This is a genomic window from Yinghuangia seranimata, assembly GCF_029953285.1.
GTDB lineage: Bacteria > Actinomycetota > Actinomycetes > Streptomycetales > Streptomycetaceae > Yinghuangia > Yinghuangia seranimata.
In genome coordinates this window covers 234,351-259,876 of the sequence record NZ_JASAOI010000019.1, presented here as the reverse complement: position 1 = coordinate 259,876, position 25,526 = coordinate 234,351, and the positions used below count along the sequence as shown (strand labels likewise).

20 protein-coding genes are annotated in these 25,526 nt (G+C 72.5%); 4 read left to right on the top strand and 16 right to left on the bottom strand.

Going from position 1 to position 25,526, the window contains the following annotated elements:
* Positions 1–5 precede the first annotated feature (5 nt).
* Positions 6–593, bottom strand: a complete 588-nt coding sequence (locus QI554_RS13975; RefSeq protein ID WP_281469858.1) for a TIGR03086 family metal-binding protein — start codon at positions 591–593, stop codon at positions 6–8.
* Positions 594–851: 258 nt separating this feature from the next.
* Between QI554_RS13975 and QI554_RS13970 the strand changes: the two genes are divergently transcribed.
* Positions 852–1,451: a TetR/AcrR family transcriptional regulator gene (locus QI554_RS13970; RefSeq protein ID WP_281469856.1), complete on the top strand. Its 600-nt coding sequence runs from the start codon at positions 852–854 to the stop codon at positions 1,449–1,451.
* Between the two features lie 152 nt (positions 1,452–1,603).
* Positions 1,604–3,130: an MFS transporter gene (locus QI554_RS13965; RefSeq protein ID WP_281469854.1), complete on the top strand. Its 1,527-nt coding sequence runs from the start codon at positions 1,604–1,606 to the stop codon at positions 3,128–3,130.
* 70 nt (positions 3,131–3,200) lie between these two features.
* Here the strand turns inward: QI554_RS13965 and QI554_RS13960 are convergent, their stop codons facing one another.
* From QI554_RS13960 to QI554_RS13915, 10 genes are all read right to left on the bottom strand, one after another.
* Positions 3,201–3,698 (bottom strand): low molecular weight protein-tyrosine-phosphatase, encoded by a 498-nt coding sequence (locus QI554_RS13960; RefSeq protein WP_281469852.1) that lies wholly within the window; start codon positions 3,696–3,698, stop codon positions 3,201–3,203.
* A 21-nt stretch (positions 3,699–3,719) separates the two neighbouring features.
* A complete protein-coding gene (locus tag QI554_RS13955) occupies positions 3,720–5,585 on the bottom strand; it encodes an alpha/beta hydrolase domain-containing protein (RefSeq protein WP_281469850.1) in 1,866 nt (621 codons plus the stop codon).
* Between the two features lie 134 nt (positions 5,586–5,719).
* Positions 5,720–6,001 carry a hypothetical protein gene (locus QI554_RS13950; protein ID WP_281469848.1) on the bottom strand — a complete coding sequence of 94 codons (282 nt, stop codon included), beginning with the start codon at positions 5,999–6,001 and terminating at the stop codon, positions 5,720–5,722.
* Positions 5,998–6,357 (bottom strand): hypothetical protein, encoded by a 360-nt coding sequence (locus tag QI554_RS13945; RefSeq protein WP_281469846.1) that lies wholly within the window; start codon positions 6,355–6,357, stop codon positions 5,998–6,000. Before QI554_RS13945 ends, QI554_RS13950 begins: the two co-directional genes overlap by 4 nt.
* 85 nt (positions 6,358–6,442) lie before the next feature.
* On the bottom strand, positions 6,443–10,360 hold the full coding sequence (gene hrpA, locus QI554_RS13940) for an ATP-dependent RNA helicase HrpA (RefSeq protein WP_281469844.1): 3,918 nt from the start codon (positions 10,358–10,360) through the stop codon (positions 6,443–6,445).
* 44 nt (positions 10,361–10,404) lie between these two features.
* A complete protein-coding gene (locus QI554_RS13935; protein WP_281469842.1) occupies positions 10,405–10,827 on the bottom strand; it encodes a type II toxin-antitoxin system VapC family toxin in 423 nt (140 codons plus the stop codon).
* A complete protein-coding gene (locus QI554_RS13930) occupies positions 10,824–11,069 on the bottom strand; it encodes a FitA-like ribbon-helix-helix domain-containing protein (RefSeq protein ID WP_281469841.1) in 246 nt (81 codons plus the stop codon). Before QI554_RS13930 ends, QI554_RS13935 begins: the two co-directional genes overlap by 4 nt.
* Before the next feature lie 41 nt (positions 11,070–11,110).
* Complete coding sequence (locus QI554_RS13925) at positions 11,111–12,124, bottom strand: TolB family protein (RefSeq protein ID WP_281469839.1); 1,014 nt, start codon at positions 12,122–12,124, stop codon at positions 11,111–11,113.
* Positions 12,121–13,434: an MFS transporter gene (locus QI554_RS13920; RefSeq protein ID WP_281469837.1), complete on the bottom strand. Its 1,314-nt coding sequence runs from the start codon at positions 13,432–13,434 to the stop codon at positions 12,121–12,123. The genes QI554_RS13925 and QI554_RS13920 overlap by 4 nt, the downstream gene beginning before the upstream one ends.
* A gap of 210 nt (positions 13,435–13,644) precedes the next feature.
* Positions 13,645–15,330, bottom strand: coding sequence for a putative Ig domain-containing protein (locus QI554_RS13915; RefSeq protein ID WP_281469835.1), 1,686 nt, complete (start codon positions 15,328–15,330; stop codon positions 13,645–13,647).
* Between the two features lie 378 nt (positions 15,331–15,708).
* On the opposite strand from QI554_RS13915, the gene QI554_RS13910 reads away from it, so the two are divergent.
* Together QI554_RS13910 and QI554_RS13905 are read left to right on the top strand one after the other, a co-directional pair.
* On the top strand, positions 15,709–17,151 hold the full coding sequence (locus tag QI554_RS13910) for a putative Ig domain-containing protein (protein WP_281469833.1): 1,443 nt from the start codon (positions 15,709–15,711) through the stop codon (positions 17,149–17,151).
* 120 nt (positions 17,152–17,271) lie between these two features.
* Entirely contained in the window at positions 17,272–18,159 is an 888-nt protein-coding gene (locus QI554_RS13905) for a LysR family transcriptional regulator (protein ID WP_281469831.1), read from the top strand.
* 10 nt (positions 18,160–18,169) lie between these two features.
* Here the strand turns inward: QI554_RS13905 and QI554_RS13900 are convergent, their stop codons facing one another.
* The 5 genes from QI554_RS13900 to QI554_RS13880 all read right to left on the bottom strand — a co-directional run bounded on the left by QI554_RS13900 (position 18,170) and on the right by QI554_RS13880 (position 25,524).
* A complete protein-coding gene (locus tag QI554_RS13900; RefSeq protein ID WP_281469829.1) occupies positions 18,170–18,955 on the bottom strand; it encodes a DUF1775 domain-containing protein in 786 nt (261 codons plus the stop codon).
* A 528-nt stretch (positions 18,956–19,483) separates the two neighbouring features.
* Positions 19,484–20,539: a hypothetical protein gene (locus QI554_RS13895; RefSeq protein ID WP_281469827.1), complete on the bottom strand. Its 1,056-nt coding sequence runs from the start codon at positions 20,537–20,539 to the stop codon at positions 19,484–19,486.
* A gap of 308 nt (positions 20,540–20,847) precedes the next feature.
* On the bottom strand, positions 20,848–23,334 hold the full coding sequence (locus QI554_RS13890) for a class I SAM-dependent methyltransferase (protein ID WP_281469825.1): 2,487 nt from the start codon (positions 23,332–23,334) through the stop codon (positions 20,848–20,850).
* 46 nt (positions 23,335–23,380) lie between these two features.
* Positions 23,381–24,556 (bottom strand): glycosyltransferase, encoded by a 1,176-nt coding sequence (locus tag QI554_RS13885; protein WP_281469823.1) that lies wholly within the window; start codon positions 24,554–24,556, stop codon positions 23,381–23,383.
* Positions 24,553–25,524, bottom strand: a complete 972-nt coding sequence (locus tag QI554_RS13880) for an alpha/beta fold hydrolase (RefSeq protein ID WP_281469821.1) — start codon at positions 25,522–25,524, stop codon at positions 24,553–24,555. Before QI554_RS13880 ends, QI554_RS13885 begins: the two co-directional genes overlap by 4 nt.
* Positions 25,525–25,526: the final 2 nt, after the last annotated feature.

Here is a 25,526-nt window from a genome sequence, read left to right as displayed (position 1 = left end):
GCTGTTCAGGAGGCCTTCGGGCTCCAGAGCGGGTCGCGGCCGGAGAACGCCAGCAGTGCGGCGGCCGGACCGGCGGCGTCGGTGGGGACCTCGGCGGCGTACTTGCCGAACGAGTCGCGCACGAACGGGATCAGATGGTTGGCGATGTCGCCGAGGCCGTCCGCGAGTTCGTCGGAGAGCGGGAGGTCCTGGCCGGTCCCGCGGGCGATGTCCCACGCGTGCAGCCCGGCGTCCAGCGCGGCGGCCGCGGTGGCGGCGGTGGGCGGCATCGGGCCCATGGGGGTCTGCACGACCTCCTGGTCGCGGACGGCCTCCCACGCGGCCATGGCGGCGGTGAGGATGCCGTCCAGTTCCGCGTACGGGTCGGCGGCGACCGCGTCCTCGGGCTCGAACGGGTCGGACATCGGGCCGATCTGCGCGATCTGTATCAGCAGTGCCTGCTGGTCCAGCCGGGCGTGGTTGAGGACCTGGCGCACCGTCCACTCGTCGCACGGGGTGGCGCTGCCCCACGCGTCGGCGGGGACGCCGCGGACGGCGGCGCGGAGGTAGGCGTGTGCGTCGGCGAGCAGGACGAAGCCGTCGGCTGAACCCATGCGGGAACTCCTCGGTCGAAGTCGGGGACGTGCTCGGAGCCTTCAGCCTAGGCGCGGTCCCGGGCCGCCACGCGATCTTGGGCCGCCCGGTCCGGCCCCGGTGCCGCATGTGGCGGCGGTCACCCTCGAAAGTACGAAACGGTTTCGTTTCGATGGGTGTATGCTCATGGCTATCGGTACGAAACCGTTTCGTTCCCGGTTTTGTGCTCCGCTAGTCTCCATGCGTCCGTACACCGGTGTGCCGAAGGGAGGGGCCGGGTGTCACCCGAGCAGGTCAAGGCCGACAGCGAGCGCCGCAGCAGGCTGACGTCCGAACGCACCGCCGAGGTGCTGGACGCGGTCGTCGACATCCTCCGCGAGGTCGGCTACGAGGCCCTCACGATGGACGCGGTCGCCGCCCGCGCCAAGTCCAGCAAGGCCACCCTCTACCGGCAGTGGCAGAACAAGACCAACCTCGTGATCGCCGCCATGCACCGGGCCAAGCCCGTCTCCCTGACGGTCGACACCGGAAGCCTGGTCGGCGACCTGCACGCCATCGCCCGCTCGCTCGCGCGGTTCGCGCAGCCGGACGGCGAACTGCTCACCGCCATGGGGCACGCCGTCATGAAGAACCCCGAACTCGGCGACGCGATGCGCGAACAGCTCATCAGGCCCGAGCGCGAGGCCTTCGAGGACCTCGTCCGCCGTGCCATCGACCGCGGCGAACTGGCCCACCGGCCCGCGGCCACCGAACACTGCGGGCCGATCCTCGTCCAGCAGGTCATCCACCGTCCGGTCTGCGAAGGCCATCCCGTGGACGAGGACTTCCTGATCTCCGTCGTCGACACCGTCATCCTGCCCGCGCTGCGCAACAGCTGACCGTCCCGGGCCCGCGGACCCCGTCCCGTCCGCGCCCGCCCGGCCCGATCCGGGAATCGGATCGCGGGACGCGCGGTTGAACCGCGCCGTTCCGACATCACCCGGCTGCCCGCCAGCCGGATTTCACCGCACCCACCACCGGGGGTACCGCCATGTCCCAAACCACACTCGACAAAAAGCCGCCGCTGTCCGGCGGCGCGCCGGAGGCCGACTCGCGCCGCTGGTGGGTGCTGGTCATCGTCTCGATCGCCCAGCTGATGGTCGTCCTCGACGCGACCATCGTCACCGTCGCCCTGCCCGACGCCCAGAAGGCGCTGGACATGTCCGACGCCAACAAGCAGTGGGTCGTCACCGCCTACGCGCTCGCGTTCGGCGCCCTGCTCCTCCTCGGCGGCCGCATCGCGGACTTCTGGGGTCGCAAGAAGGCGTTCGTCACCGGCATGATCGGCTTCGCCGCCGCGTCCGCGATAGGCGGCGCCGCCCAGAACGAGGCCATGCTGTTCGGCTCGCGCGCCCTCCAGGGCGTCTTCGCGGCACTGCTCGCTCCGGCCGCGCTCGCGGTGCTGACCGTCACCTTCACCGAAGGCAAGGAGCGCGCCAAGGCGTTCGCCGTCTACGGCGGCATCTCCGCGGGCGGCGCGGCCATCGGCCTGCTGCTCGGCGGCGTCCTGACCCAGTACGCGACGTGGCGCTGGTGCCTCTTGGTCAACGTCCCGATCGCGGTGATCGCGATCCTGGCCGCGATGCCGATGGTCAAGGAGAGCCGCGCCCAAGGCGACACCCGCTACGACATCCCCGGCGCCATCGCCGTCACCCTGGGCCTCGCCGCCCTCGTCTACGGCTTCACCCGCGCCGCCGAGGAAGGCTGGAGCGACGGCCTCACCGTGGCGATGCTGGTCGCGGGTGTGCTGCTGCTGATCGTCTTCGTCTTCATCGAGAAGCGCACCGAGCACGCGCTGCTGCCGCTGCGCATCGTCGCCGACCGCAACCGCGGCGGCTCGCTCCTGGTCATGCTGCTGGTCGGCGCCGCGTTCATCGGCTCGACGCTGTTCATGATCTATTACATGCGCGGCGTGCTGCACTACGGCGCGGTCAAGGCGGGCGCGGGCGCGCTCGGCATCACCGTCGGCGTGTTCATCACGGCCGGCGCCTCCGCGGCGCTGCTGCCGAAGATCGGCCCGCGCGTCCCGCTGTTCACCGGCGCCGTCCTGGCCGCGGTCGGCACCTTCTGGCTGACCTTCGTCACCGTCGAACCGCAGTACGCCACCCACGTGCTGCCCGGCATGGTCATCATCGGCCTGGGCCTCGGCCTGGTGTTCACCTCGGTCGCCAGCACCGCGCTGATCGGCATCGAGGAGCGCGACGCCGGTGCCGCGAGTGCCTCGATCAACGCCGTCCAGCAGGTCGGCGGCGCGCTCGGCACGGCGCTGCTCAACAGCTTCGCCACCACGGCCATCGCCGACTACATGGCCGACAAGAAGGCGCAGCTCGGCCCGGCCCTCGCCGACCCGGCGGTGCTCCAGAACACCGTGGCGCACGCGCAACTCGACGGCTACACCACGGCGTTCGCGTGGGCCTCGGCCATCATGGTGGTCGGCGCGGTGGTCAGCGCGATCTTCGTCAACGCCGGCAAGGACGCCCTGCCGTCGGGCGGCGGCCCGGCCGTGCACGTGGGCTGACCCGTCCGCACACCCTGAGCGCGGGCCGCACCGGATCTCCCTCCGGTGCGGCCCGCGCTTTCGTTCGGGCTCAGGCCCGGGCGTCCAGGCCCCTGCGGACCTCGGCGAGCATGCCCGGGGTGGCGGCTTCGATCATCGCCAGGACGTCCTCGAAGCCGTCGATCCCGCCGTAGTACGGGTCCGGGACGTCGAGGTCGCCGGCCTCCGCGTCGGGGTCGAACTCGCGCAGCAGCCGCACCTTCGCGCGCGACGCCTCGTCGGGGGCGCGGCGCCGCAGCTCGCGGAAGTGGTCCTCGTCGAGCGCTATGACGAGGTCGTAGGCCGGGAACCAGCGGGCGTCGAACGGCCGCGCCGCATGCCCTGTCTCGTACCCGAACTTGACCAGCGTCGCGTCGGTGCGCGGATCCGCCGGCTTGCCCCGGTGCCAGCCCTCGGTGCCCGAACTGTCCACCTCGACGGCACCGTCGAGCCCCTCGTCCTCGACGTGCCGCCGGAACACCCACTCGGCCATCGGGGAACGGCAGATGTTGCCGGTGCAGACGAACGTGATGCGGTACGGATCTCCCATGATCGGCAGAGTACGGGGTGCTCAGCTGAGCGAGAGCGTCAGCGTCGCGGTGTACGTCCCGGCGAGCGGGTAGGCGGGCGCGGCCAGCTTCACGTCGGCGTCGGCCTGGAAGGCGCCGCCGGTGACCTGGACGCCGGTCGCCGTCGGCTGCGCGCAGAGCGTCATGCCCGCGGCACCCCCGAAGTCCGCCTGCGCCCCCGCCTGCGGCCTGCTCGGCGAGTCCGGGTCGGTCACCGCGCAGCGCGGCGTCCACGAGAACGCGCGGCGCGGGATGAGGCCGCCCGTGTCGGACCGGAAGTCGGTGAGCTGGCCGGTCAGCGACCAGCCGAGGACCGAGCCGCGGAAGTCGGCCACGGAGACCGGGTTCAGCTTGCCGGTCATCGTCTGCGCGGTGCCGTTGATGGTGATGGGGGAGAGCGTGATGCCGGCGTCCGTCTGCGTCATCGACAGCGGGCCCGGGTGGACGGCCGCCTGGATCGTGATGTCGGTCAGCACCGGCCCGGTGCCGAACGCCGGGGGCACGTCCGCGGCGTCCGCCTCGCCGTGCATCGCCGCGCGGTCGTCCGCGAGCACCGCGCCCGTCGAGACGGCGGCGTCGGCAGCCGCGTCGAACGCCGACACATAGGCGGCGTGCGTCGGATACAGCGCGCGGAGGGTGTCGGCCGAGAGCGGCGTCGTGGTGCCGGTGAGGAAGCAGAAGTTGCCCGCCCCGGTGTTGCCGTCGCCCGTCAACGTCGCGGTGGGGACGTCGAGTTGCGGTGTGCGGATGCCCCCGAGGGCGTTGCCGTGGGCGTCGCGTGTGATGACGCCCGCGGCCGTCGTCGCGACCCGCGACATCGACGGCGGCGCGCCCGCACCGGCGACCCAGCCGTCCAACGCGCGCAACGCTGCCCGCATCACGTACCGCTGCGGGCCGTCGTTGACCGGCTTGACGCAGCCCAGCGCGCTCGCGCCCGCGAACGCGTCGGCGTGCGCGGTGCCGGGCATCTCCCACAGCCGGTACGACGCCGAGTCGTCCTGGCGCGCGGGGAGGTGGTACGGCACGTCCGTCTCCGACTCGGCGACCAGCACCGGCGCCGTCAGGTCGGTGCGGACGTGCGCGACCGGCACCACGTCCGTCAGCCCGGCGCCGAGCGGCGCCGCGCCGCCGAACCGGCTGTGGATCAGGAAGCCGTCGTACGCGCCCGCCAGCGGCTGGATCGCGTTGACGTACGTGGTCAGCCGGAACGCCGACTGCGACTCGCCGTCCGCGATCAGCCGCCGCGCGGCCGGGAACCCGGGGAGCAGGTCGCCCGCGCCGCCGGTCACGTGCAGCGCGCCGGCGACCTGCGTGAAGATGTCGTACGAGTAGGCGTCGCCGGGATGGTCCAACGCTGCGTAGCGGGCGGGGTTGTAGCCCTTCAGCGGCGGGATGCCGAGCGTGCCGTACGCGCCCGTCCCGGAGATGCCGGCCAGCTGCGCCGAGACGCCGACCCACGCGTACCCGCGCCGCAGCATCTCCTCGGCGTTGTAGAGGAAGTCCGGCGCGGTCTCGAACCCGGCGCTGACGTTCAGCCATTCGACGACCACCGTGCCGTTGAACCGCGCCGGATCACTCGGCGCGCGCACCAGCACGCGCGTCGTGTACGGCGCCGTCGCGTCGGGCGCCGCACCCCACACGCCGGAGGCGTCCCACGGACCCGTCGCCCGGTACGAAGTCGCCGTCCCGGAAAGGAAGTACTCGCGCTGGCTGTACCCGCGCGACGCCCCCGAGTCCGACACCGCGCCCCACGGCTCACCGGGACCCGTCACCGGCCCGCTGACCGTCGGCACGACCACGGACGGCACCGCATGCGCCGCCGGACCGAGCCCCACCGCGGCGACGAGCACCGCGACACAGGCCGACACAACCCCGAAGGTTCCCCCGCGTATACGTCCCACGACGGCGGACCGTAGGGCAGACCCCGCGCACTTACAAGAGCGTGCACGGGGTTCACATCCGATCGGTCAACGGCCGCTGATGGGGCGGCGCCGGCACGCAGTCACTCAAGGCCGATGTACACAGCGCGGACGATCACGATGATGCCTGTGTCGATCTCGTCGAGGTCGCGGTAGTCCTCTTGGTAGTAGACCAGGAGGTCGCCCTCCGCGAACGAAAGCAGCTTCGACACCCCTGGCGGTGGCTTCGGCAGCGTCGGGTACGCGACTTCCGCGGCGGCTGCCAGCCTGGCGGCGACCTCGTCGAGCCGGTCGGCCGCGGTCTTCGGCAGCCCTTCGACGACTAACTCATGGTTCGGTTCGAACTCCCAGACCCACCTGCTCAACGGCCCAGTACCTCGCGTTCGGCGGCGCGCAGCAGCTCACCGAGCGCGGCCGAGGCCGCCCGGGACGCTTCGCGGTTCGGCGCGGCCATGGACAGGTACTCAAGGTCGCGCCATCGCCGGGCGCGTTCCGGAATGCGATGGACGGCCACCCGGATGGACCAGTCCACCAGGAACGCCCGCATCGGCTGCGTGCTCGACGTCCGGTACGCGGCGTTCCATGCCTCGCGGTACTTCTGCTCGAAGAGCGCCGAGTCCTCAGGCGTCAGCCTGGCGACAGCCACCCGCAGGGCATCCGCGTCCATCGGAGGCTGCGGGATTATGGTCGCCCGACCTTCATCGAACGGCTGTGCGGTCATGGCTGCTCCTCCCTGAGCCTGGCGCTGCACGTGCAGGGGATCCGCCCCCACAGTATGCCGCTCGGCTCGTGCGCGGGCGGGCTCGTCAGTCCTCCAGCGCCTTCAGGATCCGCTTGTCGGAGACCGGGTACGGCGTGCCCAGCGACTGGGCGAAGTAGCTCACCCGCAACTCCTCGAGCATCCACCGGACTTGGCGGAGTTCGTCGGGGACCGGGCGGCCCTTGGGCAGGTTCGCCAGGCGGGCGTCGTAGGCCTCCTGGAGGTCGGCGACCTTCAGCATGCGGTGGCGGTCGGCGTGCGGGTCGTTCGGGAGCTTCGCCAGGCGGCGCTCCACACCGCGCAGGTAACGCAGCACGTCCGGCAGCCGGCGCCAGCCCGCCTCGGTGACGAACCCGCGGTGCACCAGAGCCGCCAACTGCGCGCGGACGTCGGTGAGCGCGGGGACCAGCGCGAGGCTCGTGGTGCCCTTCAGCTTGACCTCGAGGGCGTGGTGCACGGTCAGGATCCGCTCGACCTTGACCACCGTGTCCTCGGTGGTCGCCGGCAGGTCGGCGCGGACCTTCGCGAGCAGCTTCGCGAAGCCCTCGGCGTCCCACGCGGGGCCGCCCGCGTCCGCCATGATCTTGTCGACCGCGCACGAGACGCAGTCGTCGAACAGGTCGTTGATGTTCTTGTGCGGGTTGTGGCTGAGCGCCAGCTTCGCGCGGTTCGGCAGCCGCCCCGCGATCGCCTTCACCGGTGAGTTGACGCCCAGCGTCAGCAGCCGGCGCGTGCCGCGCCACATCGCGTCCTGCTGCTCGGCCTCCGTCTCGAAGACCCGCACCGCGACCGTGTCGCCCTCGTCCACCAGCGCCGGATAGCCCTTGACCGGATGGCCGTTCCGGGTGCTCTCGAAGGTGCGGCGCAGCGTGCCCAGGTCGCCCCACTCGGTCAGGCCCGCCCGTTCGACGGTGTCCGCCGCCCGCGACAGCGTCGCCTGCGACTTCGGCTTCAGCCGCAGCTTGAGCTCGGCGAGGTCCTTGCCCTCGGCGAGCATCTTCCCGCGCTCGTCCTCGACCCGGAACGTCATGCGCAGGTGGTCCGGTATCCGCGAGAAGTCCCAGCTCTCCGGCGGCACCGGGATCGCCTTCAGCCGCTGCAGCTCGCGGCCCAGTGCCGCCGCCAACGGCTCCTGACGCGGCGTCATGCGCGCCAGCGCGGCCCGCGCCACGTCCGGCGCCGGAATGAAGTTGCGGCGCAGTGTCTTCGGCAGCGACCGGATCAGCTCCGTCACCAACTCCTCGCGCAGGCCCGCGATCTGCCAGTCGAAGCCGTCCTGCACGACCTGGCCCAGCACCGCCAGCGGAATGTGCACCGTCACGCCGTCGGCCGCGTTGCCCGGCTCGAACTGGTAGGTCAGCGGCAGCTCCAGGCCGCCCTGACGCCACACGTCCGGATAGTCGGCCTCGTCGATGCCGCCCGCCCGCTCGTTGATGAGCATCGACTTCTCGAAGCTCAGCAGATCGGGCTGCGTCGCCCGGGCCTTCTTCCACCACGTGTCGAAGTGCCGCCCCGACACCACGTCCCGGCCGACGCGCTGGTCGTAGAAGTCGAACAGCGTCTCGTCGTCCACGAGGATGTCCCGGCGCCGCGCCCGGTGTTCGAGCTCCTCGACCTCCTCCAGGAGCGCGCGGTTCTCCTTCAGGAACTTGTGGTGCGTCCGCCAGTCGCCCTCCACCAGCGCGTGCCGGATGAACAGCTCGCGGGACAGCTCCGCGTCGATCTTCCCGTAGTTGACCTTGCGCTGCGCGACGATCGGCACGCCGTACAGCGTCACCTTCTCGAACGCCATCACCGCGCCCGCCCGCTGCTCCCAGTGCGGTTCGCTGTGCGAACGCTTCACCAGGTGCTCGGCCAGCGGCTCGATCCACTCCGGCTCGATGCGCGCGTTCACCCGCGCCCACAGCCGCGTCGTCTCGACCAGCTCCGCCGACATCACCCAGCGCGGCGACTTCTTGAACAGCGACGAACCGGGGAACACCGCGAACCGGGTGCCGCGCGCGCCGCCGTACTCGCGCTTCGCCGCGTCGTACAGGCCGATGTGGCTCAGCAGGCCCACCAGGATCGAGCTGTGGATGCGCTGCGCGTCGCCCGGCTGGTCGCCGATCGAGATGCCCATCTGCCGTACGGTCTGCCGCAGTTGGCTGTACACGTCCTGCCACTCGCGGATCCGCAGGTAGTTCAGGAACTCCTGCTTGCACATCCGCCGGAAGCCCGACGACGAACGCTCCTTCTGCTGCTCGCGCAGGTAGTCCCACAGCCGCAGGTACGTCAGGAAGTCCGAGCCGGCTTCCTTGTCGACGAACCGCGCGTGCTGCTGCTGCGCCTGCTCCTTCTTGTCCGCCGGCCGCTCGCGCGGATCCTGGATCGACAGCGCGGCGGCGATCACCATCACCTCGCGCACGCAGTTGTTGCGCTCCGCCTCCAGCACCATGCGCGCCATACGCGGGTCCACCGGCAGCTGCGCCAGCTTGCGGCCCACCGGCGTCAGTCGCTTGCGGACGTCCGTCTGCGCCGGGTCAATCGCGCCCAGCTCCTGCAACAGGTCGACGCCGTCCTTGATGTTGCGCCGGTCCGGCGGGTCGATGAACGGGAACGCGGCGATGTCGCCCAGGCCGATCGCCGTCATCTGCAGGATGACCGACGCCAGGTTCGTGCGCAGGATCTCCGGATCGGTGAACTCCGGGCGCGCGACGAAGTCCTCCTCGCTGTACAGCCGGATGCAGATGCCGTCCGACGTACGGCCGCACCGGCCCTTGCGCTGGTTCGCCGACGCCTGCGACACCGCCTCGATCGGCAGGCGCTGCACCTTCGTCCGGTGGCTGTACCGCGAGATGCGGGCGCTGCCGGGATCCACGACGTACTTGATGCCCGGAACCGTCAGCGACGTCTCCGCGACGTTCGTGGCCAGCACGACGCGGCGGGCGGAATGCTGCTGGAACACCCGGTGCTGCTCGGCCGACGAGAGGCGCGCGTACAGCGGCAGGATCTCGGTGTTCCGCAGGTTCCGCTTCGTCAGCGCCTCGGCGGTGTCGCGGATCTCCCGCTCACCCGACAGGAACACCAGGATGTCGCCCGGGCCCTCGGCCTGCAGCTCGTCGACCGCGTCCAGGATGCCCTGCACCTGGTCGCGGTCCTCGTTCCCGTCCTCCTCGTGCGCGTCGTCCGCGACCAGCGGGCGGTAGCGCACCTCGACGGGATACGTGCGGCCCGACACCTCGATGATCGGCGCGTCCCCGAAATGCCGCGAGAACCGCTCGGGGTCGATCGTCGCCGACGTGATCACGACCTTGAGGTCGGGACGCCGCGGCAGCAGCTGCTTCAGATAGCCCAGGATGAAGTCGATGTTGAGGCTGCGCTCGTGCGCCTCGTCGATGATCAGCGTGTCGTACTGCAGCAGCTCGCGGTCGTTCTGCAGCTCGGCGAGCAGGATGCCGTCGGTCATCAGCTTGACCAGCGACTCGTCCGACACCTGGTCGTTGAACCGCACCTTGTACCCGACCGTCGACCCGAGCGGCGTCTTCAGCTCCTCGGCGATCCGGTCCGCGACCGTCCGCGCGGCCAGCCTGCGCGGCTGCGTGTGCCCGACGAGGCCGCGCACCCCCCGGCCCAGCTCGAGGCAGATCTTCGGCAGCTGCGTCGTCTTCCCCGACCCGGTCTCACCCGCGACGATCACCACCTGGTGGTCGCGGATCGCGGCCAGGATGTCGTCCTTCTTCTGCGACACCGGCAACTGCTCGGGATACGTGATCGCCGGCCGGGCCTCGACCCGCAGCTGCGCCTTCAGCTCGGCGCTCTCCACCTCCCCGGCCAGCTCGACGGCGATGGCGGCCCGTGCTTCGGGGTCGCGAACCCGGCGTGCCCCGTCGATCCGCCGCGCCAACCGACGCTCGTCACGCAGGGTCACACCGGTCAGACGAGCCCGCAGATCAGCGAGCGGAGCGGAGGCAGGCGGCGTATCCATACGGTCACCAGGATAGGCATGGGCACGCCGCACCGAGCCACCGGTTATTGCTCCGGCGCGATGATCGTCTCGATGTCGCAGCGCGCGACGCCGGCGCGCTCGATACGCGCGTCCGTCGTGACGAGGGGCACGTTGTACGCCTCGGCCAATGCGACGTACACCGCGTCGTAGGTCGACAGGTTCGCGGACAGTTCGCGGACCCGGCCCACAAACGGCATGTGCTCCATGCGCCGGATCGGGAGAGCCGCGTATGCCTGGAGTGCCGCTTCCAGGGCCGGCTGCGTCAGTTTGGGCACCCCGCCCCGGACTCCGCGGGCCATGCCGAGTAAGGCCGACATCACCTCGACATCCAATAAATGAGGCGCGAGGAGCATGTCGGCCTTGGCCAACCGGCTGCGAACCGAAGCCCCTACCGCACCTGCGTCGGTGTACATCTGGACGAGCGCGCTGCAGTCGATGACGATCATCGGCCCCTCCGCCCCTCGTCGATGGCGGCGAGAACGTCGTCGTTCGTGATCGGGCCGCTCGAGGCGTTCAGCCTGGCGATATCCGCAGCGCGTGCAGCGGCTTCTTCGAGCGTCGGGAGCGCGGCCTCGCGCTCTATCAAGTCGCGCATGTACGCCTGCAGCGACTGGCGGGCCTGGGCGGCCCGGACTTTGAGGACCGTCAGCGTCTCCTCGGAGACGTCGCGGATGTAAACGGTTGTCATGCAAGCATGATAGTAGCGTTGCTAGCGATTTGCTAGCAGACTCAAGGCCGCAAGACCGTCGGGGAGAGGGCGTACCGCACCATCATCTTCGGCTGCCCCGTGCCGTCGGCGTTTACCGCCCAGACGTCGGCGCGGAGGTCGCCGGGGAGGGTGTAGAGGACGGTGGTGTTGTCGAGCCATTCGGCCTGGTCGTCGAGGGTGCGGGTTTCCGAGGTCGGGGTTTCGGTGCCGGTGCGGAGGTCGAGGGTGAAGAGCTTCCACGGGCGGGACGGGTCCGTGCCGGCGATGCGTTTCTTGTAGGCGATGTGGGTGCCGTCCGGGGAGAGGGAGGGGCATTCCACGTTGTCGTGGATCGTGCGCAGGGTCTTCGCGGCGAGGTCGCCTTCGGCGAGGTAGCGGTGGCCGTCGGTGGAGACGGTCGCGTAGAAGCGGTTCTCGTCGGCGGCGAAGGTCACGCCCCACACGTTGATGTCCGCGGCGGTGTACGGCTTGCCGTCCCGGATGACGGTGAAGGTCTCGAGGTTGTCGTACAGCGTGCCGCTGCGCCGGTCGAGGATCGAGGTGCGGGTCGAGAAGTCGAGGCCCGCGTAGGACTCGCCGCCGACGAACACGGTCCAGGCGACGAGGTTGCCGCCGGGGGAGACGCGGGCGCGGGACGGCGTGCCCGCGGTCTCGTGCGAGTCGACGGGCAGGAGCCGGTTGTCGAGGACGACCGCGTTGTAGGTGTGCAGGGCGGCGTTGGCCAGCTTGAGGCACACGCCGGTGCCGTGGGCCGCGTGGAAGACGAGGCAGGACGTCGGGGAGATCCGCCGGTCGTCGGCCCCGTCGTCCTTGCCGGTGCGGGCGAGGTCGACGGCCGCGAGGTGGTCGCGTCCGGTGCCCGCGGCGGTGGTGCGGAACAGGATGCGCCCGGGCTGGTCGAGCGTGACCTCGGTGATGTCCTGGCTGGGCCCCCCGTCGGAGCGCCCCGCGGCGCGGATCGTGTAGACGACGGCGACCGCCGCGAGGAGTGCGGTGACGATGACGAGGACGAGGGTTCGGGTGGTGCGGGTCATCGTGCGGGCTCCCGGGGGGACGTGTCGTAGCGGTGGGCGGTGAGGGCCGCCGCGGCGCCGGCCGCGGCGAGGGTGACGGCGGCGGCGACGAGGGCTTGGTGGGGGCCCCAGGCGGTCCAGGCGGCGCCGAAGGCGACCGCGCCGAGGGCGCGTCCGGCGGCTTGGCCGGTCTGGACGAGGGCGAGTGATCCGCCGCGCAGCCGCGCCGGGGCGAGCGGTGCCGCGACGGCCATGAGGACGCCGTCGGTGGCGGCGTAGAACACGCCGAGGAGGAGCAGGGGGAGGGCGACGGCGGCGGCGCGCGGGAGCGGGGTGAGCAGGGTGAGGTAGCAGGCGAGGAGCACGCCGTGGCCGAGGAGGAAGACGCGGAGCCGTCCGACGCGGTCGGCGAGCAGCCCGACGGGCACGGCGAGCAGGAGGAACCCGAGCGCGGTGCCGAACGGCAGCAGGGGGAACAGGTGCGGCCGCAGGTCGACGCGCCGCTGGAGGAGCAGGTAGACCATGCCGTCGCCGATGGTCGCGGCGCCGAGGACGAGCGCGTAGGCGCACACCCGCGCGAAGCCGGGCACGCGCAGTACGGCGACGGCCTCGCGCAGCCGCGGGCGGCCCGTCGCGGCCTTGGCCTCGGGCGCGGCCGGGGCTTCGCGGACGTACAGCACCAGCAGCAGCACCGCGAAAGCGGCGAAGCAGAAGCTGACCACGAACACCGCGTCGTACGCCTGCGCCGTGAACCACAGCACGGCCATCGCCGCGAACGGCCCGAGCAGCGCCCCGGTGGTGTCGAACGCCCGGTGCACGCCGAAGGCCCGGCCCTGCTGGTCGGCCGGGCTGGAGAGCGAGATCAGCGCGTCGCGCGGCGCGGTCCGGATGCCCTTGCCCATCCGGTCGGCGGTGATGACGGCGCCGATGCCGGGCACCGAACTGACGGCCGGCAGCGCGAGTTTGCACGCCGCGGACAGCCCGTAGCCGAGTCCCGCGACGGGTTTGTGGCGGCGGGTGCGGTCGGCGATGTGGCCGCCGGCGACGCGCAGGAACGCGGTGGCGCCGTTGTAGAGGCCGTCGAGCATGCCGAAGGCGAGCGGCGACAGGCCGAGGCCGAGGACGAGGTACACGGGCAGGATCGCGGTGACCATCTCCGACGAGATGTCGGTCACCAGGGAGACGAGCCCGAGGGCGATGACGTTGGGCGCGACGACGCGCGCGACGCGGGAGGCGCGGGCGGGCGGCGTGGCGGCCTGCGGCACACGCCCGTCGCGTGCCGGGCGTACGCCGGTCGTCACGTCGCCGCTGCGGCTGGAGGACAGGTACACGGTGCGCTCCTGGACCGTCCGTGGCGGGCCGGACCGGCGGGCCCGGCCCCGGGGGGGGCAGCCGGCCGCGACCCCGGCCGGCGGGCGAGGCGGGGGCGGGCGTCCCGGGCGCGCGGCGCGGGGCGCGCCCCCCCCCCCCCCCCCCCGGCCGGTGTCAGTGCCGGGGGTGGCGGGGTTCGGCCGGGGCCGGGCCCGAGGGCCCGGTCACGGTCAGAACCACGTCACCGTCCAGGTGAACGACGTGCTTCCGGTCGCGCCCGCGCTGTCCTTCGCGGTGACCGTCACGGAGGCGGTCCCGACGCCCCACGCGTTGCCGGTGATCTGGCAGTTGAACGGGTTGAGGAACAGCCCGGAGGGCAGCCCCGTCGCCGAGCACGTGTACGGCGCGGTGCCGCCGGACGCGTTGATCTGCAGGCTCACCTTCTGGTTGAACTTGCTGCTCTGGTTGCCGGGGTTGGCCACCTTGACGCCGCCGGGCGGAGTCACGTCGGTGACCGTCCAGGTGAACGCGGCGTTGGCGCTGCCGGCCGCGTTCGTCGCCGTGACCGTCACGTTCGACGTCCCGGCGGTCGTCGGGCTACCGGTGACCAGGCACCCGGAGCTGATCGACAGCCCGGCGGGCAGGCCGCTCGCCGAGCAGGTGGGCGCGGGGTTGCCGGTGGTCTGCACCTGCAGGTTCACCGACGCGCCCTTGGCGGTGGTCTGGTTGCCCGGGTTGGTCACGGTCGGCGCGGTGTTGCCGCCGCTGGGGTTGACCGTCCAGGAGAAGCCGACCGCGGCGGACGTCTGGTTCGCGGCGTCCTTGGCGGTCACCGTGACGTTCGACGTGCCCTGCGTGGTCGGCGTGCCCTGCACCGTGCAGCCGTTCGACGGGTTGGACAGCCCGGCCGGCAGGCCGCTGAACGTGCACGTGTACGGCGCGGTGCCGCCGCTGACCGACAGCGGCACGTTGACCGCCTGGCCGACGACGGACGCCTGCGGTCCCGGGTTGGCGATGACCGGCGTCGTCGGCGTCGAGGTGTTCCACACCTCGGTGATCGCCGGGACGCTGGACGACTGCCCCGCGGTGCGCAGGCCGTACATGTCCTCGAGGGTGCGCATCGTGTTGTAGTGGTTGTAGTTGGTGCCGTACGTGCCCGGCTTGACGTTCGCGCCGTAGAAGACCGTGGCGATCTGGTTCTGCGAGCGGAACGCGTCCTCGTCCCAGGTGACGATCAGCAGGCTGTTGTGCGTCTTGGCCCACTGCGCGTAGCCGTCGAGGTTGTTCTTGGTCCAGGTGTCACCCGTGGTGGTGCACCCGGGGTCGTGCATGTCGTCGCACAGGTTCGGCACGACGAAGGACACGGTGGGCAGCTGGGTGTAGTCGGTGGGGAAGGCGGACATCTTGTGCGCCGTGCTGATCGGCACGTTGCTGAACGCCATCCACGGGTTGTGCTTGCGCGCGTACTTCGCCGTGGTGCAGGTGGCCTGGTTGCCGTCCCAGTCCTCGTTGTAACTGCCGAACGTCTTGCCGGCGTCGAGCAGCTGCTTGCCGAGGTTGTCGGCGCTGAACGGCTGGCCGGGTTCGGGGCACGAGTCCGACGTGGCGCCCTGGGTGGCGCCCGAGAACATCGCGAAGTAGTTGCCCTGGCTCGGGTGCGACTCGCCGTGGAAGTTGGTGAACGAGGCACCGCCGTTGATGAGCGTGTTGATGTACGGGAGCGAGGAACTCCCGACCACGTCCTCGTAGTTGGTGTTCTCGTGCACGACGATGACCACGTGGTCGAACGTCGGGATGGTGGCGGCGGCGGCCGGACTGGCCGTCATCGCCACGATGCCGGCCGTGGCGACCGCGGCGGTACCGGCACAGAGTGCCGCCACCTTCGCGGACCACGACCGGCGTGCGCGTGTGAGCACGGGATGCCTCCTTGGAGTGAGCGGGTGCACTGCGAACGGGCATTGGTTCGTTGCTCGCGCGCGCCGGACGGAGGCTGCGCCGGGGCGTGGCGGAGGGATGGCCAGCACCGGGGGCATGGTGCGGCAGCCGTCCGGACCGGTCAACGACCGGAATCCGGGGTGCCGCCGCGAGGCACCGAACACACCGCTCTGACCTGCGGGTTCGCGGAGGGGAACACCGCATTCCGACCCAGACGTCATGCACCGATGCCGAATCGGTCCGGGTCGTGGGCGGATTCGGACCGGAAGCGGTCGGGCCTGGGCCGATGTACTGCCGTCATGGATCGATGAGCGACCGGTATTGGACCGGGCGGAGCGCCCGCTCATCTCCTTGGACGCATGGACCGACACGGAAGACTCCGACCCGGGCACGGCGGCCGGGCCGGCCGGACCGCCGTCCGGATCATCCCCGCCATGGTCGTCGCCGCGCTGTGCGCCGCGACCCTGGGGGCGGGCACGGCGCACGCCGCCGACCCGCCCTCAACCGTCTGCAACATCGGAGACTCGCGCATCGGCGAGTCGAGCGGCCTCGCGGTGAGCGTCAAGCACCCCGGGGTCCTGTACACGCAGAACGACAGCGGCAATACGCCCGACATCTTCGCCGTCGACGCGGCGACGTGTCAGACGCGCGCGGTGCTGCGCGTCGCGGGCGCCACCAACACCGACTGGGAAGCCATCGCGATGGGCAAGGACGAGCAGGGCCGCCCGGCCCTCTACGTCGGCGACATCGGCGACAACCTCTCCTCGCGCGGCGACCTGAAGATCTACCGCTTCGTCGAACCCGACACGCTCGCCGACGGGAACGTGACGCCGACCGTGTACTCGGTCGCCTACGCCGACGGCAAGCACGACGCTGAGACGATGATGATCGACCCGCGCGACAACCGGGTCTACATCGCGTCGAAGATCCTGTTCGGCACCGGCAGCAGCTCGGTGTACCAGGGCCCGGCGGCGCTCTCGACGTCCGGCACCAACACGTTCACCCGCGTCGGCGCGTCGGCGCTGACCGGCACGGACGGCGCGTTCGCGCCCGACGGCAGGTCGTTCACCGTCCGCGACTACAACAACGCGTACGTCTACACCGCGCCCGGCACGCTGCTCACGCAGTTCGCGCTGCCGAGCGTGTCGCAGGGCGAGTCGCTGACCTACACGGCGGACGGCAAGGCGCTGCTCGTCGGCTCGGAAGGCGCCAACAGCCCGCTGTGGAAGGTCCCGCTGCCCCCCGAGGCGATCCCACCCGGTGGTGGTGGCGCGCCGACGGTGGCCAACCCCGGCGCGCAGACGTCGCCGGTCGGGCAGCCGGTGAGTCTGCAGCTCCAGGTGACCGGCAGTCCGGCGCCGACCTGTACCGCGAGCGGGCTGCCGGCCGGGTTGTCGGTCAGTCCGGGGTGCCTGGTGTCGGGGACGCCGACGACCGCCGGGACGTCGACCGTCATGGTGACGGCGACCAACTCCGCGGGCAGCGCCAGTTCGTCGTTCACGTGGACGATCGGGCAGGGCGGTCCGGGCGGCGGCCAGGTCTCGGTCGTCAACCCGGGCAACCAGAGCAGCAGGTTCAACCAGAAGGTGAGCCTGAAGATCAGCGCGACGCCGAGCCAGTCGGGCGCGACGCTGACGTACGCGGCGAGCGGGCTGCCGTTCGGGCTGTCCCTCAACTCCTCGACGGGGCAGATCACCGGCACCGCGTGGGGTGTGGGGACGGCGCAGGTGACCGTCACCGTGACGGACAGCGCGGGCAAGTCGGGCACGGCGTCGTTCACATGGGCCGTGACCTGGTTCTGAGCCCTCGACGGCACCGGCCTCCTGAACCTGTAGGGCCGACCGTGTGTCGGCACACGGAACGGGACATGACAACCGTGCAGATGTGATGACCGTTCACATACGCTGGAGTACGGTGCGAACGTGACTCTCCAACAACTGCGTTACCTGATCGCCGTTGTCGAGCACGGGAGCATGACCGCGGCGGCGCACGCGTTATATGTGGTGCAGCCTGCGCTGTCGCGGTCGCTCCAGTCCCTGGAACGCGAGCTGAAGATCGAGCTGTTCGTCCGCTCGGGACGCGGCATGGTGCTCACCCCCGAGGGCGTGCGCGTCGTCCACCTGGCCAAGAAGGTGCTGGCCGGAATCCGCACCATCGAGGACACCGTCCGCACCCAGGGCACCGCCGAGCCCGTCCTGCTGCGGCTCGGCTCGACCCAGACGCTCGCGATCGAGTTCATCAGCAACCTGCTGCCGGCCTTCAACCGGCAGCGCCCGGACATCAACGTGTCCGTCGAGTGCTACGACAGCCGCGACAGCCTGTTCGCGGGGCTCCGCAAGGGCCAGGCCGACCTCGTCCTCGCCGACCTCCCCGTGCCGGGCGACCTGCGCGTCCACGCCGTCCGGCACCACGAGGTCGTGCTGGTCTCGCCGCAGGACGTCCACCTGCCCGACCCGGTGCCGTGGGCCGCGCTCGACGGCCTGCCGATGATCCTGCCGAGCTCCCACGCGGCCCGCCGCCGCGACTTCGAAATGCTTTTCGCCACCCGCGGCATCCGCCCCGAGGTCGCCATGGAGACCGACGAACGCGGCGCGTGGCTCGCCTGCGTGGCGGCCGGCATCGGATCGGTGCTGTGGTACGCCGAACTGGCCACGCGGTTCTCGTCGGCCGTCACCGTACGGTCGTTCACGCCGCCGATGGAGCGCACCATCGGCTTCGCGTGGCTGCGCAAGCCGATCAGCCCGCAGGTGGGCGCGCTGTGCGCGTTCGCGCGGGCGAAGTCGGGGGTGGAGGAGACGGAGTACACGTGAGGCGACGGGCCTACGCCTCCGGGCCCGACCCCCGCCCCGGTGCGCGCTTGCGCCACCACCACAGGACCGCCCCGGTCACGACCACCGCCACGACGGCCACGGTGACCACGAGCGCGGCCGAATTGTTGGCGGTGTGCCTGGACTTCGTCTCCGAGGTCGCGGTCGCGGTGGGCGTCTGCGCCGACGCGGGCGATCCCGGAGCCGGACCCGGCGGTGTCACCGCTGCGGTCGGCGGCGTCGGGGCCGGGGCGGCGGACGGCGCGGCCGGCGGCATCGGGGTCGCGCCCGGCAGGGCCGGCTGGAGCCGCAGCGTCGGCGCGGGCTTTCCGGTCGTGTCGCCGTGGTCCGCCCCGGCGCCGGGTGCGTCGATCCACCGGTCGACACGGCCGTCCGCGTACGCCTGCAGCGTCTTGAACGTGAGCGACGAAGCGTCCGGCAGCTGCCGCACCTTCACCTGGTACGACGCGTCCGTGCCGACCTTGAGCGCGGGCCCGCCGACCGTGTACCCGCCGGTGCTCGGCGCGAGTGCCCAGCCCTCAGGGCCGGTCAGATAGGTGACGTCCGACGGCGCGATGCCCTGCGGCAACTCGACGCGCAACGCCACGATGCCCGTGCTCGTCGACTCGGCCTCCGCCCCGAACGTCAGCGTGACGTCGGTCGCAAGGGCGTGCGAGTCCGAGGCCGACACCTCGTTGTGCGCATACGCAGGACCGGCCAGGGCAAGCACGAGCGCCCCGGCGGCGAGCCCCGCGACCCCGAGGCGGCTGACGGCTGACGAGCGGAAACGGTGCGACATAAGCCGCATCCTCGCGCAGATGGGGCGAGCGCAGCCAACACCGCGGACCGTACGCGCAAGGAATGTCGCGAGGAGCCCCGCGCGCGGCGAGCCCCGCGCGCGGCGACGGTGTGCACGGCGCGCTGCGGGCGGCATCGATGCGCGCAGGGCGTGCGCCGACCGGACGTGGCTGGTGGATCGCTTCGGGTCGTCCCGTGTCGTGGGGTGAGCGCTCGTGCCACGTCCGAAGTGACCCGCCAGACGCGCCGGACCCGGCAGGCCTGACCGGGACGGCGCCAGACGCGCCGGACCCGGTAGGCCGATCGGGACGGCGACAGACCCGCCGGACCCGGCAGGCCTGACCGGGACGGCGACAGACCCGCCGGACCCGGCAGGCCCGATCGGGACGGCGACAGACCCGCCGGACCCGGCAGGCCCGATCGGGACGGCGACAGGCCGACCTGGTCCACGGCTCCGTCTGGCGTCCTGCACGTGGGCGCCCTCCGTCGGCGCCCACGTGCTACCGGGTCAGGCCTGCCGCGTCCCGGGTCAGTCTTCCTCGGCCGGCCCTGCCGCTGCGCCGCCGGTGCCGGTCAGGAACCTCGGGGTGAGCCGGCCGCGTTGGCGGAACGCCGCGACGACGTTCGACCTGACCTCGGCCAGCAGCGGGCCCGGTACGAACGCGACGACCGCCGAGCCCGTCGTGCCGCCGGCCAGGCGGGCGCCGAGGGCGCCGCCGCGTTTGGCGGCGTCGACGGTGGTGTCCGCCTCGGCCCAGCCCGTGCCGTACCCCGGCACGCGGGACAGCTGCGAGGCGGTCAGCAGGCTGAGCGCGCGGGGGAGTTCGCGTTCGCGGAGGAACATCTCCATGCGCTGCGCCCGCTCCGCCTCGTCGCGTGCGCCGCGCAGCGACTCGACGACCGAGGCCATCGGCGTGTGCGTGGTGCCGCGATCGCGTGGGATGACCAGCATGAGGCGGAGCCCCTCGGCGGCCAGCTCGAACGGGAGTTCGCCGGTTGGTCCGGACGGGCCCATGATCAGCGCGCGCTCCTCGCCGCCGTACAGCGACGCCGTGCGCAGCGCGTCCGCGTCGGCCGTGTCGCCGGGCGGCGGCACGACGTTGCGCAGCAGGGCGTCGAGCGCGGCGGTCGGCACCTCCGGGCCGTGGAACGTGGTCCAGGCGAGCGCCGCCGCGCACGCCATCGGCACGGACGGCGCGAGCCCCGCGGCCTCCGGCAGGTCCGCGTGCAGCAGCAGGTCGAGTCCCGCGCCCGGGCCCGCCGTACGGCCGAGCGCGTGCGCGACGGCGGCGATCGGCTCGGCCCAGGCCGGGACGTTCCCCGGCCGCCCGACCGGCACCTCGACGGCGTCCCCCGGCCGGTTCAGCGACCCGACCCGCAGCATCCCGTCGGCGCGCGGCGCGGCCGCCGTGACGACCTGCCAGCCCGCCGCCGTGACGATGCCGCTCCGCCCCGGGATCCCGGCGAGGCGGAACGCGTAGGGCGCCCTCCACACACCGGCGGGCGCATAGCCGTACGCCTGCGCGAACGAGTACGGCACCACGCGCAGTACGGGCGCCGCGTCGCGTTGCTCCATGAGTGACACGGGCTGGTCCTCTCTGTCTGCGGCGTGCTTCGCGCCGCCGGCACCCGATGCGGCGCCGGGCACGCCGGTTTCCACCGCCGGCGCCCGCGTCGCCGCCGACGCCCGGCGCGCCGAGGGCCCGGAGGCGCGCGGCGGCCGGGTCCGGCCGGGGCCGTGCGGTGCGTGCGACGGGGGCGACGGGTGCGCGGCGTGCGTGGTGTGCGTGGTGTGCGCTGCGGGCCGCGCCTCCGGCGGCGGCGCGGGGCGCCGCGTGGGCCGGGTGAACCAGGGGGCGACCGGGTTCACGGGGACGGGCTGGCTGCTGTCGATCAACCGGGCTCCTTGCGGGCGAGCAGGCGGAAGGCGTCGCTTCCGCCGGTGGGTCCGAACCGGCGGGCGACGACGGCGCCGAGCACGTCGCCGACCGCGCCGAGTACGTATGCGGGGACGAGGGCGACGAACACCGCCGTCCGCCACGCCTGTACGGCGGCCGTGGCGACACGGCCGCGTTCACGTGCCCAGGGCCGGGCGGGGCTCGGCGCCACCGCCGTCATGACCTGGGTCAGGGCCGCGACGAGCAGTCCGCTCTGGTGCGCCGGCCCGCGTTCGACCTCGACGACGCGGAATCCGCGCGCCTCAAGGGCGACGGTCAGGTTGCCGAGCGGCATGAAGTGCTGGTGCTGGGGCTGGAACCACGGGTGCCAGAAGCTCCGCAGCACCAGCCGGTAGCGGCACTCGGGGTCCGGCAGTTCGATGAGGAGGTGGCCGCCGGGCTGGATGACCTTGGCGGCGGCGTCGAGCTCGGCCTGCGGATCGCGCGTGTGTTCGAGGTAGTGGTGCATGCTCACCACGTCGTATGAACCTGACAACTGATCGGCGTGGTCCGGGAACTGCCCGACGTAAGCTCTTTCTATCCAGCCGCGGCGCGCGGCCTCCTCGACCCCCGCGCCCAGGTCGAGACCGTCGAAGGCGGTGCTCGGCAGCTCGGCCTTCGCGGCCAGGCACATGTGCGCGTGCCCCGTCCCGACGTCGAGCCAGCGCACCGGCTCGGCATGCCGCTTCACCAGGCGTGCCCGGCCGACGTAGTGCCGCGACATCGTCGCGAACATGGCCTCCGCGCCGTGCTCGCCGAGTCCGTCGTAGAAGTCGCGGTAGTAGAAGTCCAGGCCCGCGAGCGTGAGGCGCGGGTTCTGGAAGACGTGCGCGCAGTCGCGGCAGCGCTCCAGGGTGAACCGCCCTGGCTTGCCCTGCAGCCGGTCGCGCGTACGCAGCCGCACCTCCAGGTGCGGCGAGCCGCACCACGGGCAGGTGTCCCGGCGCGGCTCCAGGAACCGGTCGACGCCGAGGGCCAGGTCGGCGGCGTACCGGGCGCGTTTCTCGGCGAGTTCGTCGGCCGAGACGGCCTTCGGCGCGCGCGGACCGGCCGCCGCGCGCAGCCAGAACACGGCCGCGTGCAGCGGCCGCAGCAGCACCGCCGCGTGCCGGCCGCGCGGCCGCACCGGCGTGCGCCCGGCCAGGACGGCGTACGGCTGGAGCCACCACGCGCCGAGCGCCACCAGGCCCCAGAACGGCGTGACATAGGCCGCGCCGAGGAACGCCCCGAACTCGCCCAACCAGCCCCCGAGCACGGCGGCGGGCGGCGCCCCGAGCGCCCTGGCACGCGCCTTGACCTCCGCCGGATCCGGCGTGCGCGCGGGAATCGCCGACGTCACGACATGCCCGGTCTCGCGCGGCGCGTACCGCTTGAGCCTGGCGGTCAACGCGGCCATCTCGACCTGCGACAGCCCCCGCGTCCGATCGACGTCGGCCCGCTGGAGCACGCTGTCGTGCACGAGCAGGGCATGAGCCGCGCCCCGCCCCGCCGCGACCGCATCGCCCCGGAAGGCCTGAGGGTCCACCTCCCGCACCAGGTCGAGCAACGCCTCGACGGGCAGATCCGCCGGAACGAGGTCGAGCACCAGGATCCCCCGCACCCGCGCATACTCCGACGCGGCCCGCAGCAGCCCTTCGTCAGGCTGCACCCCGACAGCGGTGACCCAGCGATACCCGTCAGGCAGTTCATCGACGGACGCCCCGCCCCCCGCAACGCCGACGCCAGGCACCGCCCCGCCCGAGCCGCCCACGACGTCGGGCGTCCCGGCCACGGACCTGCCCTCAGCCGAGTCACCGTGCCCGATCGCGGCGGCGTTACCCGCGTCATCGCCTGTGCCCGTCACGCCGTCCGCAGCCGCGCCGACGGGTGCGCTGACCAGGGCGCTGGTGCCCGGCGGTGCCGAGGTCGCCGGAACGGCCGGGGGCGCGACCGCAGCGGTCGGGGACCGGCTCTCCGCGGAGGTGTTCTTCGCGCCGTCCTCGTCTCCGCCGAACAGGCCGCCCGCCGGGTCCTTGCTTGCCGCGTTGGGGCTGGTCTTCGCCGCCGTGGTCGTGGTGTCCGAGGGACTGGGCACGAGCCCTGCGGCCGTGCCAATGCTTGCGCTGACCACGCCCGCCCGGCCCCCTTGTGCCGCGCTCAGGCCGCTCGTCGCCGTCGCGCCTGCGGCACCGGCCGTGAGGCCTGTGGCCGCCGGGCCGTTCGCTGAGATGTCGGCAGCTGCGTCGCTTGCGCCGACACCCCTTGCCGCGCCCGAGCCGCTTGCGGCGTCGGCCGTGCCGGCCAGGGCGTCGGCAGGCACATTGTCCGCCGCGCGAGCCGTCTCGTCGGGGGTCTCCAGCACGTCGAGTTTCCGTACTCGCGCGCGGGCCCTCAGTGCGCCGAAGGCGATGCCGAGGAGCAGCAGCAGGGCGAGCCAGGGGAAAGGGGTGAAACCGATGTTCATGCTGGCTCCCGTCCAATGAGCAGGAATGGGGCGGGGGTTGCGGCGGTCATGGGGTCGCCGCCAGGTGCTCCAGGGCGTCCGCCGCCGACGAGGCTCCGCCGGCCGCGGCGAAGGAGTCGCGGACGCGTCGGGCGCCCTCGCGGAACTCGGGGCGTTCCAGGACGTCCGTGATCGCCTGGCGGATCTCCGGGACGTGCGCCCGGCCGAACCTGACCCGTACGCCCGCGCCCGCGGCCACCACCTGTTGGGCCACGAGCGGCTGGTCGTCGCGGATCGGGGCGACGACCAGCGGCAGGCCGAACGCCAGGGCCTCGCAGACCGTGTTGTGGCCCCCGTGTGTGACGACCGCGTCCAGGTGCGGCAGGAGGTCGAGCTGCGGGACGAACTCGCGGGTGATCACGTGCTCGCACCCGCCCGGCACGTCGGACAGCAACGTGTCCGGCACCGCCATGACGACCTGCACCCGGTCGGCCAGCGCCCGCGTGGCCTCGGCGACCGCTGGATAGAACCGCGTCCCGGCCTCCCGGTTCAGCGTCCCCAGGGAGACCAGGACGCGGCGTCGGTCGGCGGCGAGCCGCTCCCAGGGGAAGTCGACAGGAGCGGGCCGCGCGCCGAACGCCGGCCCCACGTAACGGTGGTGCGGCGGCGCCTCGTCGGCGCCGCCGGCCAGTTCCGGCGTGGAGAAGATCAGCACGAGGTGCGGCGAGAACCGCGGGTCCCAGCCCGCCCCGAGCCCCGCCTCCACCCCGAGCGCCCGGACCCGGTCCCGCACCCACTGGTGCACTTTCGGGAAGCCCTCGAACGGCCGGGTGAACTCGGCGGACGTGGTCGCCGACGTCGCCCACGGCAGCCCCGCGAGGGTCGCGCCCAGCGCGCCGGCGAAGGCCTGTTGGTCGGCGACCACCACGTCGGGCCGGGCCGCCGCCAGGGCCGCGTCGACCCCGGGCCGCATGGTCGCGGCCAACGGCACCAGTACGTCCTCGACGAGGAACCTGAGCGCCTGCACGCCGCGCAGGTTCCGCCAACGGGCGTGCAGGGCGCCGAATCCGCCGTCGGGCGTGGTCGCGCACGCGTGCAGTTCGGCGTCGGGCGGCAGCAGCTCGCGGACCTCCGGCGGCCCGCACCACGCCACGGTGTGGCCGCGCGCGGCGAGTTCGGCCGCGACCGCGACGGTCGGATTGACGTGCCCCGCGAACGGCGGCACGACGAACAGGCACTTCATGCGGCGCCCTCGTCGACCGCGTCCGCGTCGTCGGCCTCGTCGAACGCCGCGATGCTCGCGTCGTGCCCGGCCGCCCCGGCCTCGTAGCCGGAGCTGCGGGCCGCGTAGTCCGTGCCGCGCCGGGTGAACGCGGTGGAGGCGGGGGAGCGGGTGTCGAGCCACGTCAGCACCGAGGCCAACAGCCGCTCGGGCGCGTCCCGCAGCAGCGCGTGCGCGGCGTCGGGGAACACCTCGACGGTGCAGTCGGGCAGGTGCTCGGCGAGCAGCGGCCCGGAGTCGACCAGGTTGGACCCGGCCCCGAACAGTGCCAGCACGGGGCACGGCACGGCGGCCAGTTGCTCCGAGGTGAGCAGCCGCACGGTGGTGACGTCCTCGATGAGGGTGGTCCGGTTCAGCAGCGCGTCCGCCGTCGCCCGCATGCGCGCGGCCTTGCGCGCGGTGCGCGAGACCAGGTCGGTGCCGAGCGGGTTGCACTCCAGGCCGATGGCGATGAGGTTGAGGGTGTTGGAGATGTCCTCGACCCAGCCGCCCGCGTACCCGCCCGCGCCGGGCGCGGCCCCGCTGTGCTCGGGGTCGAGGCACTGGCCCTCGACGAGGATCAGGCTCGCCACCAGCTCGGGGTGCAGGTAGGCGGTGTGCAGCGCGGTCAGCCCGCCGTAGCTGTTGCCCAGCAGGTGCACCGGGCTGGTGACGCCGCACGCCTTGAGCACCGCGGTCAGGTCGTCGACGGCCGTGTCCACGTCGTACCCGGTCGGCGTGCGGTCGGACAGGCCGTGCCCGCGCTGGTCGTACATCAGCACGTCGAACCCGGCGCGCGCGATCGGCGGCGCGAGCGTGTAGTAGAGGCTGGACAGGTTGTCGAGCACCAGGCCGTGCAGCAGCACGACCGTCGGCCGGTCGGTGGTGGCGCGCCCGCCGCGCAGGTGCTGGACGTGGAACCGCAGCCCGTTCGCCTGGACCTCCGCCATGG

Bases quoted from the DNA above. Each gene is read 5' to 3' on its own strand.
- QI554_RS13910 (WP_281469833.1), top strand. From the start codon at position 15,709: ATGGACCGACACGGAAGACTCCGACCCGGGCACGGCGGCCGGGCCGGC.
- QI554_RS13960 (WP_281469852.1), bottom strand. From the start codon at position 3,698: ATGGGAGATCCGTACCGCATCACGTTCGTCTGCACCGGCAACATCTGC.
- QI554_RS13965 (WP_281469854.1), top strand. From the start codon at position 1,604: ATGTCCCAAACCACACTCGACAAAAAGCCGCCGCTGTCCGGCGGCGCG.
- QI554_RS13945 (WP_281469846.1), bottom strand. From the start codon at position 6,357: ATGACCGCACAGCCGTTCGATGAAGGTCGGGCGACCATAATCCCGCAG.
- QI554_RS13885 (WP_281469823.1), bottom strand. From the start codon at position 24,556: ATGAAGTGCCTGTTCGTCGTGCCGCCGTTCGCGGGGCACGTCAATCCG.
- QI554_RS13935 (WP_281469842.1), bottom strand. From the start codon at position 10,827: ATGATCGTCATCGACTGCAGCGCGCTCGTCCAGATGTACACCGACGCA.
- QI554_RS13930 (WP_281469841.1), bottom strand. From the start codon at position 11,069: ATGACAACCGTTTACATCCGCGACGTCTCCGAGGAGACGCTGACGGTC.
- hrpA (WP_281469844.1), bottom strand. From the start codon at position 10,360: ATGGATACGCCGCCTGCCTCCGCTCCGCTCGCTGATCTGCGGGCTCGT.
- QI554_RS13900 (WP_281469829.1), bottom strand. From the start codon at position 18,955: ATGTCGCACCGTTTCCGCTCGTCAGCCGTCAGCCGCCTCGGGGTCGCG.
- QI554_RS13890 (WP_281469825.1), bottom strand. From the start codon at position 23,334: ATGAACATCGGTTTCACCCCTTTCCCCTGGCTCGCCCTGCTGCTGCTC.
- QI554_RS13880 (WP_281469821.1), bottom strand. From the start codon at position 25,524: ATGGCGGAGGTCCAGGCGAACGGGCTGCGGTTCCACGTCCAGCACCTG.
- QI554_RS13925 (WP_281469839.1), bottom strand. From the start codon at position 12,124: ATGACCCGCACCACCCGAACCCTCGTCCTCGTCATCGTCACCGCACTC.
- QI554_RS13975 (WP_281469858.1), bottom strand. From the start codon at position 593: ATGGGTTCAGCCGACGGCTTCGTCCTGCTCGCCGACGCACACGCCTAC.